The organism is Martelella sp. HB161492 (assembly GCF_013184775.1).
Lineage (GTDB): Bacteria > Pseudomonadota > Alphaproteobacteria > Rhizobiales > Rhizobiaceae > Martelella.
In genome coordinates this window covers 569,235-584,641 of record NZ_JAATVV010000001.1, presented here as the reverse complement: position 1 = coordinate 584,641, position 15,407 = coordinate 569,235, and the positions used below count along the sequence as shown (strand labels likewise).

Annotated in this window: 14 protein-coding genes; 3 read left to right on the top strand and 11 right to left on the bottom strand. The window is 61.7% G+C overall.

Going from position 1 to position 15,407, the window contains the following annotated elements:
* Positions 1-199: 199 nt before the first annotated feature.
* From HCK86_RS02645 to HCK86_RS02635, 3 genes are read right to left on the bottom strand one after another with little or no spacing between them, the layout of a single operon-like run.
* Positions 200-1,378: a Gfo/Idh/MocA family oxidoreductase gene (locus HCK86_RS02645; protein ID WP_176082899.1), complete on the bottom strand. Its 1,179-nt coding sequence runs from the start codon at positions 1,376-1,378 to the stop codon at positions 200-202.
* Positions 1,379-1,389: 11 nt separating this feature from the next.
* Entirely contained in the window at positions 1,390-2,442 is a 1,053-nt protein-coding gene (locus HCK86_RS02640) for a sugar phosphate isomerase/epimerase (RefSeq protein WP_176082898.1), read from the bottom strand.
* On the bottom strand, positions 2,439-2,699 hold the full coding sequence (locus tag HCK86_RS02635; RefSeq protein ID WP_176082897.1) for a hypothetical protein: 261 nt from the start codon (positions 2,697-2,699) through the stop codon (positions 2,439-2,441). The genes HCK86_RS02640 and HCK86_RS02635 overlap by 4 nt, the downstream gene beginning before the upstream one ends.
* 29 nt (positions 2,700-2,728) lie before the next feature.
* On the opposite strand from HCK86_RS02635, the gene HCK86_RS02630 reads away from it, so the two are divergent.
* Both HCK86_RS02630 and gltS read left to right on the top strand, forming a co-directional pair.
* Entirely contained in the window at positions 2,729-3,475 is a 747-nt protein-coding gene (locus tag HCK86_RS02630; protein ID WP_176082896.1) for a sulfite exporter TauE/SafE family protein, read from the top strand.
* Positions 3,476-3,548: 73 nt separating this feature from the next.
* A complete protein-coding gene (gene gltS / locus HCK86_RS02625) occupies positions 3,549-4,775 on the top strand; it encodes a sodium/glutamate symporter (RefSeq protein ID WP_176082895.1) in 1,227 nt (408 codons plus the stop codon).
* A 280-nt stretch (positions 4,776-5,055) separates the two neighbouring features.
* On the opposite strand, the gene xylA is transcribed toward gltS, so the two are convergent.
* The 7 genes from xylA to HCK86_RS02590 form a co-directional block, all read right to left on the bottom strand.
* Entirely contained in the window at positions 5,056-6,366 is a 1,311-nt protein-coding gene (gene xylA, locus HCK86_RS02620; RefSeq protein ID WP_176082894.1) for a xylose isomerase, read from the bottom strand.
* Between the two features lie 57 nt (positions 6,367-6,423).
* Positions 6,424-7,881, bottom strand: coding sequence for a xylulokinase (gene xylB, locus HCK86_RS02615; protein ID WP_176082893.1), 1,458 nt, complete (start codon positions 7,879-7,881; stop codon positions 6,424-6,426).
* A 34-nt stretch (positions 7,882-7,915) separates the two neighbouring features.
* On the bottom strand, positions 7,916-8,944 hold the full coding sequence (locus HCK86_RS02610; RefSeq protein WP_176082892.1) for a LacI family DNA-binding transcriptional regulator: 1,029 nt from the start codon (positions 8,942-8,944) through the stop codon (positions 7,916-7,918).
* 235 nt (positions 8,945-9,179) lie between these two features.
* Positions 9,180-9,626, bottom strand: a complete 447-nt coding sequence (locus tag HCK86_RS02605) for a MaoC/PaaZ C-terminal domain-containing protein (protein ID WP_176082891.1) — start codon at positions 9,624-9,626, stop codon at positions 9,180-9,182.
* Positions 9,604-10,755 carry an extracellular solute-binding protein gene (locus HCK86_RS02600; protein WP_176082890.1) on the bottom strand — a complete coding sequence of 384 codons (1,152 nt, stop codon included), beginning with the start codon at positions 10,753-10,755 and terminating at the stop codon, positions 9,604-9,606. The genes HCK86_RS02605 and HCK86_RS02600 overlap by 23 nt, the downstream gene beginning before the upstream one ends.
* Positions 10,752-11,915, bottom strand: a complete 1,164-nt coding sequence (locus HCK86_RS02595) for a CaiB/BaiF CoA-transferase family protein (protein ID WP_176082889.1) — start codon at positions 11,913-11,915, stop codon at positions 10,752-10,754. The genes HCK86_RS02600 and HCK86_RS02595 overlap by 4 nt, the downstream gene beginning before the upstream one ends.
* Positions 11,912-12,976, bottom strand: a complete 1,065-nt coding sequence (locus HCK86_RS02590) for a Gfo/Idh/MocA family oxidoreductase (protein ID WP_176082888.1) — start codon at positions 12,974-12,976, stop codon at positions 11,912-11,914. Before HCK86_RS02590 ends, HCK86_RS02595 begins: the two co-directional genes overlap by 4 nt.
* 221 nt (positions 12,977-13,197) lie before the next feature.
* Here HCK86_RS02590 and HCK86_RS02585 point away from each other — a divergent pair, with 221 nt between their 5' ends.
* Entirely contained in the window at positions 13,198-13,887 is a 690-nt protein-coding gene (locus HCK86_RS02585; RefSeq protein WP_176082887.1) for a hypothetical protein, read from the top strand.
* Between the two features lie 76 nt (positions 13,888-13,963).
* Here the strand turns inward: HCK86_RS02585 and HCK86_RS02580 are convergent, their stop codons facing one another.
* Positions 13,964-15,397, bottom strand: a complete 1,434-nt coding sequence (locus HCK86_RS02580; RefSeq protein WP_176082886.1) for an FAD-binding oxidoreductase — start codon at positions 15,395-15,397, stop codon at positions 13,964-13,966.
* Positions 15,398-15,407: the final 10 nt, after the last annotated feature.

The following is a 15,407-nucleotide window of genomic DNA, read 5'->3' as shown; positions in this document are numbered from 1 at the left end:
CAAGCCATGCCGCTGTCGCGCCGGCGCACCCCATTCGCGCCCGGCAGAAGCCGCATCCTGACAATGCGTCGCGGGCCCGATCATGGTTGGAGGTCGTTTTAGGCGACAATAACATGTCTGTACAGCGGCCAGACGGACAAACTGTAACGTTACAGCAAATTGTCCGTGGCCGTTGCCGCTTTGCCGCAGGCTTCTGAAATCAGAGGACCGGGGAGGTCCAGGCGCCGTTTGCCGCTGCCGAGCGCAGGCAGGCATCGACAAAGGCAAGACCGGTAAGCCCGTCGCCAAGGGTCGGGTAGATGGCTTCAGGCGCGGTTGTGCCATCCCTGAAGGCTGCGATCGCAAGGGCTGCCTCGCTGTAGAGCGTGGCGAAGGCCTCGAGATAGCCCTCCGGGTGGCCGGCCGGAACGCGCGACACCCGTGCCGCTTCGCCGCCAGCACCGGCACCATTGCGGGTGATCAGCCGCTTTTCCGCGCCGAACGGCGTGTACCAGAGCTGGTTGGGATGTTCCTGATCGAAGGCGAGCCCGCCTTTGGTGCCGTAGACGCGCAAGGTCAGCGCATTCTCATTGCCCGGCGCCACCTGACTTGCCCACAGCATGCCCTTGGCCGAGACACCGTTCTTCTCGGCAAAGCGCAGCATTACATGGGCATTGTCATCAAGCAGCCGGCCCGGGACGAAATGGTCGAGATCGGCGGCAAGGCTGTCGAGCGTCAGCCCCGAGACGAAACTGGCGAGGTTGAAGGCGTGGGTGCCGATATCGCCAAGCGCGCCGCCGGCGCCGGCCCGCTTGGGGTCGGTGCGCCATTCGGCCTGTTTCGATCCCTGCTGTTCCACCGGTTCGGTCAGCCAGTCCTGCGCATATTCCACCTGCACCAGCCGGATCGGCCCGAGAAGCCCGTCCGCCACCATGGCGCGGGCCTGACGCACCATGGGGTAGCCGGTATAGTTATGGGTGAGGATGAACAGCGCATCGGCCTTGTCGGCGATGGCCTTCAGGGCTTTGGCCTCGTCCAGCGTCGCGGTCACCGGCTTGTCGCAGATGACATGGATGCCCTTTTCGAGGAAGGCCTTTGCCGGGGCGAAATGCATGTGGTTGGGTGTGACGATGGCGACCGCCTCGATCCCGTCTTCGCGTGCGGCCTCGGCCTCGGCCATCTCCGTAAACGTGCCGTAAACGCGGTCAAGCCCCAGTGCGTGCCCGGAGGCGATCGCCTTTTCGGGCGTCGAGGAAAGGGCGCCGGCGACGAGGGTGAAGTGGTCATCAAGCCGGGCGGCCATGCGATGCACGGCGCCGATAAAGGCGTCCGCGCCGCCGCCCACCATGCCAAGCCGGATGCGTCGGCTCGCTTCATTCCTCGATGCTTCAATGACCATCGGATTCTCCCTTAAATTCCCAGCATGCGGCGGTTGGCGGCGTCATCGGAGCCGGAACCGGCGAAATCGTCAAAAGCCTTGTCGGTGACGCGGATGATGTGGTGCCTGACGAATTCGGCCCCCTCGCGGGCGCCGTCTTCCGGGTGCTTCAGGCAGCATTCCCACTCGACCACGGCCCAGCCGTCGAAATCATTGGCGGCCAACTTGGAAAAGATTGCGGCGAAATCGACCTGGCCATCGCCGAGCGAACGGAACCGGCCCGCCCTGTCGATCCAGGACTGATAGCCGCCATAGACGCCCTGCCGCCCGGTCGGGTTGAACTCGGCATCCTTGACGTGAAACATCTTGATTCGATCCTTGTATATGTCGATATTATCAAGATAATCAAGGCATTGCAGCACGTAATGCGATGGGTCGTATAACATGTTGGCGCGGCTGTGCTGGCCGAGCCGGTCGAGAAACATCTCGAATGTGGCCCCGTCATGCAGGTCCTCGCCGGGATGGATCTCGTAGCAGAGATCGACGCCGTTTTCGTCGGCGAAATCGAGGATCGGCCGCCAGCGGCGCGCCAGCTCGTCAAAGGCGGCCTCGATGAGGCCGGCCGGGCGCTGCGGCCAGGGATAGAGAAACGGCCAGGCCAGCGCACCGGAAAAGGTGGCATGTTCCGTCAGTCCGAGATTTTTCGAGGCCTTCAGCGCCAGCTTGACCTGCTCCACCGCCCATTGCTGCCGCGCCTTCGGATTGCCGCGCACATGCGCTGCGGCAAAGCCGTCAAAAGCTTCGTCATAGGCCGGGTGCACCGCCACCAGCTGGCCCTGGAGATGGGTCGAAAGCTCGGTCACTTCGACACCGTTTTCGCGCGCCAGGCCGGCAAATTCATCACAATAGGTTTTTGAGCCGGCGGCTTTCTCCAGATCTATCAGCTGGCTTGCCCAGGTCGGCACCTGAACGCCCTTATAGCCGCAGTCGGCGGCCCATTTGGTAATAGCGTCCCAGCTGTCGAACGGGGCTTCATCGCTGGCGAACTGGCCGAGAAATATCCCCGGACCCTTGATCGTTTTCATGATTTATCTCCCTCAACCCGTATTTCCTTGGCGGGCTGTAACGTTGCCGGAGGAAAGCATGAAGTGATCGCCGGGGCAAGCCGTGCCGGTGTGGCGCGCGCAGCTGAGACACTGAAAGGCGGGTTGTTCGATATTTTCGAAAACAGCTTTGCTGAAGCGGCCTGTTCCATTTCCCGGAAAAAGGACAAGTTTGGAGGGACAGGTAAAAAGAACAGGACAGGCCCATGATGAGCCGAAACATCCCGCTGCGCATCCATGCTGCGGCGTCCGGGCGGAAGGACGGAAGGTGACACAGGATATTCTTCTTCTCGCTGCAGCGCTGATCGTTGGCATGTCGAAGGGCGGGCTGGCCTCGGCGGCGGCGATTTCAGTGCCGTTTCTGGCGCTTTACATGAACCCGGTGAAGGCCGCTGCGATCCTGCTGCCGGTCTATATCGTCACCGACTGGATCGGGGTCTATCTCTATCGCAAGAGTTTTTCGAAGCGGAATGTCCTCATTCTGACGCCGTCCATCCTGCTTGGCGTTGCCATTGCCACGCTGATCACGCCCTATACGCCGGAATGGGCACTGCTGATCTTCACCGGGTTGATCGGTGTCTGGTACTGCGCCCGTGCCTGGCTCAAGCGCAAGCAGCAGGAAAAACACCAGGCGCGGATCCTGCCGGGCATCTTCTGGGGCACGCTGACGGGCATTGCCAGCTTCATCACCCATTCCGGCGCGCCGCCCTCCCAGGCCTATCTCCTGCCGCAGCGGCTGCCGAAGCTCGAATTTGCCGGCACGGTGGCGATATCATTCGCCATCGGCAATCTGGTCAAGCTGCCTGCCTATTATGCCATCGGCCAGCTCGACGGGCTGAACTGGTGGCTGATTGCAGGCCTCGCCGCAACCGGCATTATCGGCACCTTCTTCGGCCGCGCCCTGACGAAGATCCTGCCGGAAGCCATCTACATGCGGGTGATCCAGTCTATGCTGCTGATTCTTTCCGTCATTCTGCTGGCACGCGGTGTGATGGAGATGCTTTCCGCCGGCTAGGCCGGTGCTTTTCTTTAGCGGCTGGTGGCGTTAGGCTTCCGGGCAGTTCTATTTCGGGCCGGGGGGATTGCCGATGGACGAAGTGACTGCGAGCCAGTTAGTCATTCCCGATTTTCAGGCGCTGACAATCGGCATGGTGGTGTTCTTTCTCGGTGCGCTTCTGACCCGCAGAATCGCATTTCTGCGCAATTTCAACATTCCAGAGCCGGTCGCTGGCGGACTTGCCGTCGCGCTTGTCACCTGGGCGATCTACGGCTTCTTTCATGTCGAGATTTCCTTCACACTCGACACGCGGGACGAGCTTCTGGTGGTGTTCTTCACCACGATTGGCCTCAATGCGCGGCTTTCCGATCTGGTATCGGGCGGCCGGCTGCTCGCCATCCTGCTGGCCGTCACGCTTGGCTTTATCCTCGTCCAGAATATTGTCGGGCTTATCGGCGCGCTTGCCTTCGGCCTGCCAGCCGATATCGGCGTGCTTTTGGGCTCGGCCTCGCTGATCGGCGGCCACGGCACGGCGATCGCCTGGGGGCCGACCATTGCCGAAAAGACCGGCTTCACTGCAGCGAGCGAGGTCGGTATTGCCGCCGCTACGCTCGGTCTTGTCGTCGCATCCTTCCTCGGCGGGCCTTTGGCCAAGCTGCTGATCGAGCGCAACCGACTAACGCCGGCGACGGAGGCGGTTTCTGCCGAATTGGTGGGCATTGGCTATGAGGACCGGCCGGAGCACCGTGCCATCAATCATGTCAGCCTGATCCGGGCGCTGCTGGTGACCAACATCGCCATCATGCTGGGCTATGGCCTTGACGGACTGATCGCAAGAACGGGCGTGAGACTCCCCGCCTTCGTCTCCTGCCTGCTGATGGCGATTTTTCTGTCGAACACGGTGCCGCGTTTCATGCCGAAGCTTGAATGGCCGTCCCGCACCAAGGCGCTGGCCCTGATTTCCGACTATTCGCTGTCGATCTTTCTGGCGATGTCGCTGATGAGCATGCAGCTCTGGACGCTTGCCGGTCTCGGCGGTCCGCTGATTGCTGTTCTCATGCTGCAGGTCGTCATCACCGCCCTGTTCATTCTGCTGGTCTTCTTCCGGCTTGCCGGGCGGGATTACACCGCAGCCGTGCTATCAGCCGGCGTCGCCGGTTTCACGTTGGGCGCGACGCCGACGGCGATAGCCAACATGTCATCGGTGACCAAGCATTACGGGCCCGCACCGCTGGCCTTCATCGTCCTGCCGCTGGTCTCCGCCTTCTTTGTCGACCTCGCCAATGCCCTGGTGATCGGTGTGTTCACTGCGTTTTGAGGGGGGTAAAAACGGGGCGCTGACAAAGTCATTCAGATTTTCTGTTCGGGGTGGAATAGTCCGCCCCCTCTGTCGTCATCCTCGCGTTTGTCGCGGGGATCCAGCTTCAGCAGATATTGAATAGAAAGAGCCGTTCTCCGTGCCCACGCATGTCCGCTGGATGCCTGTGGACCAAGCACAGGCATGATGTCAGAGGGGGCTGGTCGGTTCGTCAATACAGCAAACCGGGGCGTTTTCACCCCCCGGCCTGTCATTCCCACATCGATGGATGCGTCTGGTCTCAGACGTATTTGTTGACGATGTTTTCCAGATATTCCTGGCGGCCGGATTTCGGCTGCGGGTTGATGTTGTCCTTTTCAACCATGTCGGCAATGTCTGCGAGCGTCATTTCGCCAGCCAGCATCTTCTTGGCGACGGGCTTGTCCCAGCCGGCATAGCGTTCAGCGAGCGGGCCGGAAAGCGCCTTGTCCTCGATCATCTGAGCGGCAGCCTTCAGGCCGCGAGCGCAGGTGTCCATGCCGCCGATATGGCCGTAGAGCAGGTCTTCGGCATCGATCGACTGACGGCGCAGCTTGCTGTCGAAGTTGGAGCCGCCGGTGGTGAAGCCGCCAGCCATCAGAACCTGGTAATAGGCGAGAGCCAGTTCGGGAACATTGTTCGGGAACTGGTCGGTATCCCAGCCGGACTGATAGTCGTTGCGGTTCATGTCGACGGAGCCGAAAATGCCGAGCGTGCGGGCCATGGCCAGCTCATGCTCGAAGGTGTGACCGGCCAGGATGGCGTGACCCTGTTCGATATTGACCTTCACTTCGTTTTCCAGGCCGTATTTCTTCAGGAAGCCGTAAACCGTGGCGACGTCGAAGTCATACTGATGCTTGGAGGGCTCCTGCGGCTTCGGTTCCACCAGGATCGCGCCCTTGAAGCCGATCTTGTGCTTGTATTCGACAACCATGTGCAGCATGCGGGCCATCTGGTCATATTCATGGGCCAGATCGGTGTTCAGCAGCGTTTCATAGCCTTCACGACCGCCCCACAGAACATAGTTCTGACCGCCGAGCTTCATCGTGGCGTCCATGCAGGTCTTGATGGTCGCGGCCGAATAGGCAAAGACGTCCGGATCCGGATTGGTTGCAGCACCAGCCATGAAGCGGCGATTGCCGAACAGGTTGGCCGTGCCCCACAAAAGCTTGACGCCGGTTTCTTCCTGCTTCTGAGCGAAATAATCGACGATCTCGTTCAGGTTCTTCGTGCTTTCGGCGAAGGTTGCGCCTTCCGGGCGGACGTCCACATCGTGGAAGCAGTAGAAGGGGGCGCCGAGCAGGGTGAAGAGTTCGAAGGCAACGTCGGCCTTGAGCTTGGCCTTGTCCATGCCGCCGTCATACCACGGACGGTCGAAGGTGCGGCCGCCAAACGGGTCGAGACCTTCATAGGCCAGGCTGTGCCAATAGGCGATGCCGAAGCGCAGATGGTCTTCCATCCGCTTGCCAAGCACGACCTCATCAGGGTTGTAGTAACGGAAGGCCAGCGGATTGTCGCTGTCGGGGCCTTCATATTTGATCTTGGCGATATCGCCGAAAAATCCGGTGCTCATGGGTTTCTCCCTTTAAGGTTTCATTCTGTTGCGGACGTGCATTGTCACACGACAATGTCAGAGGGCAGACAGGGGTTTGATCGCCGGGTAAAGCGCCCGGTAACGCTGGTAGGCCGCCTCGAAAGCGGCTGTGAGACCCGGTTCCGGCAGGATTGTTTCTGCGGTGGCCGGTGGTGTGCAGACATCGACCGGGTCCGCGCCGGTTGCCGCGATGAGGCCCAGGCGGGCCGCACCGAAGGCGGCGCCGAAATCGCCGTCGGCGGGAAGTTCGACGGGCAGTTCCAGCGCAGTTGCGATGGCTTTCAGCCAGTAGCGCGAGCGTGAGCCGCCGCCGATGGCCGTGATGCGGGTGAGCGAAGTGCCGGCCGATTTCAGCGCTTCGAGGCTGTCACGCAGGGCAAAGGTGACGCCTTCCAGCACGGCGCGGGTCAGCGCCGCCCGGTCGCTTTCATGGGCAAGACCGATAAAGGCGCCGCGGATCGCCGCGTCATTGTGCGGCGTGCGCTCACCGGAAAGATAGGGCAGGAAGGTGATGTCGCCGGGGGCAACCAGCGTCTCGCCGATCTCGCCGGTCAGCGCCGCCGGGCTCTTGTCGGTGACGCGGGCATACCAGTTCAGCGCGTCGGTCGCCGACAGGATCACGCCCATCTGGTGCCAGGTTTCGGGCAGCGCATGGCAGAAGGCGTGAACGGCGCTTTCGGGCTTCGGCAGATAGCGGTCATTGGCGGCGAACAAGACGCCGGAAGTGCCGAGCGAGATGAAGGCCGAACCATCCCTGACCGTGCCCATGCCGCAGGCGGAGGCTGCATTGTCGCCAGCGCCGCCGGCAACCACGACCGGTCCGGTCATGCCCCATTCCGAGGCAAGGGCCGCCTTCAATATGCCACCGGGGGCGGAGCCTTCCACCAGCGCCGGCATCTGCTCGCGCTTCAGCTCGGTTGCGGCCAGCAGTTCGTCGGACCAGTCACGCTTTGCGGTGTCGAGCCAGGATGTGCCGGCCGAATCCGACATTTCGGAGATATATTCGCCGGTCAGCCAGTAGCGCAGATAGTCCTTCGGCAGCAGCACTTTGGCCAGTCTGGCAAAAAGCGCCGGCTCGTTCTTCTTCACCCAGACGAGTTTCGGCGCGGTGAAGCCCGGAAAGACGATATTGCCGGTAATCGCACGGAAGCGCGGATCGGCATCGAGTTCTGCCGCTTCGGCGAAGCTGCGGGTATCATTCCACATGATGCAGGGGCGCAGCACCGCACCGGAAGCATCCAGCAGCGTTGCACCATGCATGTGGCCGGAAAGGCCGATACCGGTGACGGCGGCAAGTTCCGCCGGGTGGCGCTGCTGCAGCCGGCTGACGGCGGCTTCGCAGGCGGCAACCCAGTCGGCCGGGTTCTGTTCGGACCAGCCATGATGGGGACGCTGGACGGTGAGCGGCGCATCGGCGCTGGCAATCACCTTCTGGGCGTCGTCGATCAGCATGGCTTTGAGGCCGGATGTGCCGAGATCGAGGCCGAGATACATGTTGTCCTCCCTTTCTGCCGGGGCTTATGGCCCGTTACGGCAGATTTTCCTTGATGAAGATATCGATACGAATGCGTTCCTGCGCGGCGATGACATCCAGTCCGTCGGCGCGCGATTTCAAAACGCGGATGGCGCTTCTGACCTCGTGGCCGGCATCCTGGTTGAGCACGGCATCGAAAATGCCGCTTTCCAGTGCCTTGCGGGCGTGGTCGGAAAGTTCATGGGCAATGGTGACGATTTCACGGCCATTGCCGCGCGCTGTCTCCAGCGCACCGATCAGACCGCGATTACCGGCGCCGAGGCTGTAAATGCCGATCATGTCCGGATCGGCGGCAATCGCCTCGCTCACCATGGCGCGGGACCGGGCGCTATCGTCCTGCGCCTCGATTGCCGGCAGGATTTCGAGATCGGGAAAGCCGGTCTCGATCACATGGCGGAAGCCCTTCAGGCGATTGGCATGGTCGCGCACGGCGAGTGAACCGGCGAGAATGCCGATCTTGCCGCTGCGCCCGGTCAGGAACCGGCCAAGAAGCGTGCCGGCCGTGCGGCCTGCAGCCTCGTTGTCGACGCCGGCATAATGGTCGCGGGCGCTGTCTTCGAGATCGGAAACCAGCGTGACGACGGGAATGTCGCGGGCGCGCAGCCGTCCAATGGCCGCAGACACCTGCGCGGCTTCGATGCCGACAAGGGCGACGCCCGCAATCTCGGTTTCGGCCACCTGGTCAATGGCGGCCGCAAGGGCTGCAGGATCAAAGGCAGGCACGCGAACGATATCGATCTGGGTGCGGTCAATGCGACCGCGCAGCCGTTCCTGCTGAACCGCCTCATCGAGCGCCTGCATGAAGGAGTTGTCATTGAGCGGCAGAATGAAGGTGAAGGGGTAGATCCGACCCTTAGCCAGATTGGCGGCAGCGACATCACGGACATAGCCGAGCTTTTCAACGGCCGCCTCGACCTTGTCCTTGGTCTTCTGGCGGACACCCGGCCGCCCGTTCAGCACGCGATCGACCGTCGCCAGGCTGACACCTGCTTCCGATGCAATATCGTGGACCGTTGGCCGCATTGTCAAAAATCCCGTCTGCCGCCAGCCTTTCGGGCCGGTACGCTGCCTCCTGATCGACGGTGCGGTTTGCCGTGTTGTGCGCGGTCTTCCGCCTTTCGTCTTTCACTCCCGACAAGGCGGTCTTCCGCCTTGAATGGGCAAGCTATAGCGTGATTTCTGATGTACGTAAATCAAAAAACGCAAGCCCGGCAATTTGGTCGCAGACGGACAAAATTATTGTTATGAAATCAAACGATTATGATTTTCTCTTTTCGACAAGGTAAACGTGATCACAGGCCATAACGACCTCGTCGCGCTGGTTGATCACACGCACCTCCTCAACCACGCGTCCGTAGCCGGGGCGCTTGGGATCATCCGCACGGCTTGCAATGGTCAACACCGTGTGGATCGTATCACCGATGAAGACCGGCTTGGGGAAGCGCAGCCGCTCATAGCCATAGGTAAAGGAAAGCGGGTTGATCTCGGAGGCCGACAGGCCGATGCCGATCGCAAAGGTCATGGTGCCATGGGCGATGCGCTGGCCGAAGGGCGTTGCCTTCATGTGCTCGGCATCCATGTGATGGGGGAAGAAATCGCCCGTATGGCCGGCATGAACGACAAAATCTGTCTCGGTAATGGTCCGGCCATAGGTCTTGCGGCTCTCGCCGGGCTCGATGTCTTCAAGATAGCGCGGCCGTTCCATTGAAACTCTCCTCATAGGCGGCATTGAGACGGGTCATCACCGCGCCTGCGGCGCGTTTCTGTGTCAGCCCGTCATTGATGATGGCGGAGGCTCTGGCCTGAAAGCCCATATAGCCGTCGTGGCGCGGGCGCAGATAGGCTTTCTCCAGCGTCTGCCGTGTCTTGCGGTAGAATTGCCCGGTCGCTGCGTTCACCGCATCGTCCTCCCAGGCCGCTGCATGGCCCGGCTGGCCGCCGGCTTTGGCGAAGCCGTCCTTCTGCACATCGCCCGAGGCCACAAAGTAGGCATAATCAAGCGCTGCTTCCGGGTTGTTCGAGAAGGCGGAAACGGCAATGCCGGTGCCGCCGAGGGCGGAGCCGCGTGATCCGTTGCCGGCGATGCCCGGCATGTCGGTAAAGGCAATCGGCCGCGCCCTGAAGCCGGGCACGGCATAGGAGACATAGCCGTAGATATAGGGTGAGGCGAGGAAGGGGCTGTCGGCCCGTGCCATTTCTTCCAGAACCGCAATCGGGTCGTGGCTGAAATTGTCTTCAGGCACCAGCCGGGCAAGTTCCGAAAGCCGCTCGAATGCCGCTTCGCCGCCCGTCGGGTCGACAAACAGGCCCGGCCCGTCATTGCGGCAGGCAAAGCCGGAATTTGCCGCAAGGGTGAAGAACGTCATCAGGCTGTGCGGCGGGCGGAGCGGCAGCAGAACGCGACCTTCCCGGGCAAGGGCAAGCACCGCATCGAAATCGGCGGGCGTGTCGCCCGCAAAAGCGGGGCTGAGCGCCATCACCTGGGCTGCCGCGTCAATCGGAAAGGCCCATTGCCGGCCGTCGAAATGATAGCTGTCGTAGGAGGCGCCGACGGACCCCTGTGCCAGTGCCTGACGTTCCGTTTCACGGCCGGTCACATCCAGCGGCTGGAGGCAGCCCTCCGCCGTCACCTGACCGACATGGGGATGATCGATGACGATCAGGTCATACCGGCGCGCCAGCTCCTCGACAGGGAAGCTTTCGAAATCCTGCAGCGATCGCTTGTCCCAACGGATCAGCACGCCGGTTTTCTGCGCCCATTGCTTGGCTGTTGCCACCATCGGGTCGTAACCGCGCGGGTGGCTCCAGGTCATGCCCTTCAGCATCGTCATCATAGGTTAAACTCCGCGCGGATCCGGTCCGATTGCTCGCCGATCAGCGGTGCTGCGCGCCCGGTGGCGCCGCGCTTGCCGTCAATCCTGAGCGGCGAGCGCGTGGTGGTGATCGATACGCCATCCTCGCGGGTGACGGTCTGCAGCATGTTCAGCACCTTGAACCCCTCATGCTCCAGGAGCGCCGGCCAGTCGAGCACGCGCGCGCACCAGATATCGGCCGGCTCCAGCAATGACAGCCAATGTTCGGTGGTCCGGGTTTTCAGTGTCTCGGCAATGATCGCCTTGATCGTGTCGCGCGCGGAAAACCAGCTGGCCGGCTGGCCGCAATAGGGCCGGAGCGCTTCGATCTGGAGCACATCCTCCAGCCGGTCGATCGGCATCATGGCAAGCGCCAGCCAGCCATCCGCCGTCTGGTAAACGCCGTAAGGCGCGGAAAGATAGGCGTGGGCCGAACGGAAGCTGGAGCGCTTGGGCGGCCGCTTGCCGTCATTCAGATGCGTGGTCAGAACCTCGAACTGGAAATCGATCAGCGCCTCGATCAGGCTGGTTTCCACATGGGCGCCGCGCCCGGTCCGGCCCTTGCGCACCAGAGCGGCCAGCACGCCCTGTGCAAGGGCTGCACCGGCCAGCATATCGGCAATGGCAAGGCCGAAGGGCACCGGGCCCTGATCCTCATCGCCGTTCAGCCACATCACGCCGGAGCGGGCCTGGGCCAGAAGGTCCTGGCCCGGACGCATCACCCACGGGCCGTCCTCGGAATAGCCGGTGATGGAGCCATAGACGATGCCGGGATTGATGGCCTTCACGGTCTCATAATCAAGGCCAAGCCGGCTGATCACGCCGGGCCGGAAATTCTGCAGCACGATATCGGCCTTGCCGATCAGGGTCTTCAGGGCGGCAAGGTCATCCGCGCTCTTCATGTCGATTGCCAGGCTCTCCTTGGAGCGGTTGATCGCATGAAAGATCGTCGAATCGCCGCCGATTTCGGTATCGGAAAGATAAAGCCGGCGGGAGAGATCACCGCCATCCGGCCGCTCGATCTTGATCACCCGGGCGCCGAGATCCTGCAGGCGCAGCGAACAATAGGGGCCGGAGAGAAACTGGCACATATCCAGCACCAGCACGCCCGAAAGCGGCAGGTCGTCATCAATGTCGCTCATGGTTTTTCCTTGATGGGCGTTGCGGGGGCAGCCGCGCTTTCATAGGCCGCCTCGACGAGGGCCATGGTGTTCCATGCATCCTCGACGCTGGTCAGAAGGGTGGCATCGTCACCAGCAACGAAGCGCTGGAGATTGCTCATCGTGCCGATGAAGGCATGCGGGAACCAGGTGCCGGTAAGCGGCAGCGACTGCCAGTCCCGGCCCTTCTCGCAGAACCACAATTCATCCGGCACGCCCTTGGGATAGTTGAGGTTGACGCCGAGCGTGGCAATCGCCACGCCTTTCGTGCCTTCCAGCCGGAAGGAGCAATCCTGAAATTTCGGGCCGAAATCATGATTGTGGTTGATCGACATGACGGCACGGACCGGCATGTCATAATCGAGAATGGCCGCGGTCCGGCTCTGTGACACGGTGGTGTCGGGATGGCCAAGGGTTCTGGCGTGGATGCCCTTCGGATTGCCGAGAAAATGGCGGAAGAGATCGAGGTAATGGATCGAGTGCAGCAGGATCTCGACCCGCTCCATCCCTTTTAGAAACGGCCATAAATGCCAGGGTGTCATCATATTGGCGTGCATTTCGGCATCAACGATCTCGCCGAGAGCGCCGCTTGCCGCAAGGTCACGGATCGCCAGCATCATCGGGGCGAAGCGCAGCTGGAAATTGACCGCAGCGGTGAGATTGCGGGCACGGCACGCCTCAAGGATCGCCGTTGCCTCGCCAAGATCACGGCCCATCGGTTTCTGGATCAGGCAGGCGGATCCCGGCGGCAGCTTTTCCAGCACCGACAGATGGGCGAAGGGCGGCAGTGCCAGATCGAAGATCGCGTCCTCAACAGCCATGGCGTCTTCAAGCGTCTTGAAGGCGGCAATGTCCCAGCTGTCAGCCACTTTCCGCGCCTGCTCACCATTGATGTCGTAGATCCCGGCGACACTGAAACCGGCCATCTGGTAGGCAGGAAGATGCGCGTCGGTGACGATGGATCCCGCGCCGATGATCACAAGCGGATGGGGATTTTCAACCGCCGGCCAGCTTTGGGCGACGGTGCTGTGCTCCTCTGACAACCTGCTCCTCCTTCAGGCTCGGGCGAAATCGCTTCGTCCGGTGTCATTCTTATGTGAATAGAGTATTCAAATTTGGATAATACGCAAGGGGCGTTTCAGGATTATTTGCCAATTATGGCTTCCTTGTGCACGACCGTCATGGGTTGCCTGAGCGGGATGTGGTGACTAGTCTTGCAGGCTAAGGGGGGCGAGCGGCAGGGCGCGCCCGGAAGAGGATGAGGATGCTGAAGTTCCCGATTGCCGTTCTGCTCTTTACCGGCACGGCCTTTTCCGCGACCGCGAAAATGCCAGCCATCGACCCGGCAAGCTATCCGCCTTCCGGTGTGTTCGGCTTTCCGGCCCTTGCGCTTTCGCCGGAGGATCAGGCCGCGCGGCAGGCGCGGATCGATGACAATAACCGCTTTCTCGCCGATCACGGCATCGCGCCGCTCAACATGTCGCCGCTCGATCCCTGTTTCGTAAAATTCTACGCCAAGGATGCGACGGGGCATTATACGGGATACGCCGTTGACGAGGCGCTGTTTGCCGAGAATGGGAGCGTATCCTACGTCAGGACCGATGACGGGCAGTGCCGCTTCGATGCCGAGACGCGCGTTGAAACCTGCGATCTGATGATGCTCGACAGCGAGCTGACCCTGACGACGCAGTTCGACAAGGACAGCTTCACCCGGCTTCTTGAATTCTTTGATCCCGATGAATTCGAGGCCTGGAAGAGCGGCGATCTGCCGGCCGATTTCTTCGATGTGCTCGATTGCGCCCCCGTCGCCGAGACGCTGTTCGCCCATATCGAGACCGGAACACCGGATCATCTCGATTATCCCGATGACGGCGACGAGGGCGCGGTGTTTCGCCGCGCCATCCTGGATCCGGATTTCGTCAGCAGGACCCGGGCCGCAGAGCAGGGTGACTAAAACACCGCTTTGGCCGCGCTCAGCCGAATGAAAAGACGCCTGACCGAATGGACGACAATCGCCTGAAGGCCTGCTGCTATTCGCTCTTCAGCACCTTGTCCGGGTTCATGATGCCTGCGGGATCGAAGGCGCGCTTGATCCGGTGCATCAGATCCATTTCAATCGCCGGGCGGATCTCGGCCAGTTCATCACGCTTCAGCCGGCCGATGCCGTGTTCGGCCGAGATCGAGCCGCCATGGGCCAGCACGATGGCGTGCACGACCTTGTTGACCTCGCCCCAGCGCCCCATGAATTCGGCCTTGTCGGCGCCGACGGGCTGGGAAATGTTATAGTGGATATTGCCGTCACCAAGATGGCCGAAGGCGCAGATGCGCGCGCCCGGCACGGTCTTCATCACCGCGGCGTCGGCTTCATGCAGGAAGGCGGGAATGGCGGAGACGGGTACGGAGACATCATGCTTGATCGATCCGCCTTCCGGTTTCTGTGCGTCCGACATGGCGTTGCGCATATGCCAGAGCTGGTCGATCTCGCCTTGCGACTTGGCAATCACCGCATCCTCGATCACCCCTTTCTCGAAGGCTTCCTCCAGGACGGCTTCCACCATGTCGTCGGCGGATTTCTGGGTATCCGGGGTCGAGACGTCGATCAGCACATACCATGGATGCGCGTCAGCCAGCGGGTCGCGCACGCCTTCGGTATGCCTGATGGTGAAACCGACCACCATGCGGGCCATGAATTCAAAGCCGGTGAGCGCCGATGCGCAGCGGCTGGTGGCGATGTTGAACAGCGCCAGCGCATTTTCCGGTGACGAGACGCCGGCAAGTGCCACCTGATGGCCGCGCGGACGTGGAAAGAGCTTCAGAACGGCCCCGGTTATGATGCCAAGCGTGCCTTCTGCGCCGATAAAGAGATCGCGCAGATCATAACCGGTATTGTCTTTCTTCAGCGAGCGCAGCCCGTTCCAGATTTCCCCGGTCGGCAGCACCACTTCAACGCCGAGGCAGAGGGCGCGCATATTGCCATAGGCAAGAACCGCCGTGCCGCCGGCATTGGTGGAGAGATTGCCGCCGATACGGCACGAGCCTTCCGAGCCGAGCGAGAGCGGAAACAGCCGGTCATGCGCTTCAGCCGCCTTCTGCACATCGGCAAGAATGGTGCCGCCGTCGCAGACGAGGAAGTTGCCCGACGGCACGACCTCGCGAATGCGGTTCAGCCGCTCCAGCGACAGCACGATATCGGTCCCTGCCTCGCGCGGGACATGGCCGCCGACATGGCCGGTGCGGCCTCCGGCGGGCACCACCGGCGTCTTCGTTTCGCTGGCAAGCTTCATGATCGCCGAGACTTCCTCGGTCGAGCCGGGTTTCAGCACCAGCACCGTGCGGCCGCGATAAAGGCCGCGATTTTCGGTGATATAGGGTTCGAGATCAGCGGCATCGGTCAGCACATGGGCCGCGCCGACAATGGTGGTGAAACGCGCGATCAGGGCGGGTTCGGGCAGATGGTCGGTCAACGGGGATCTC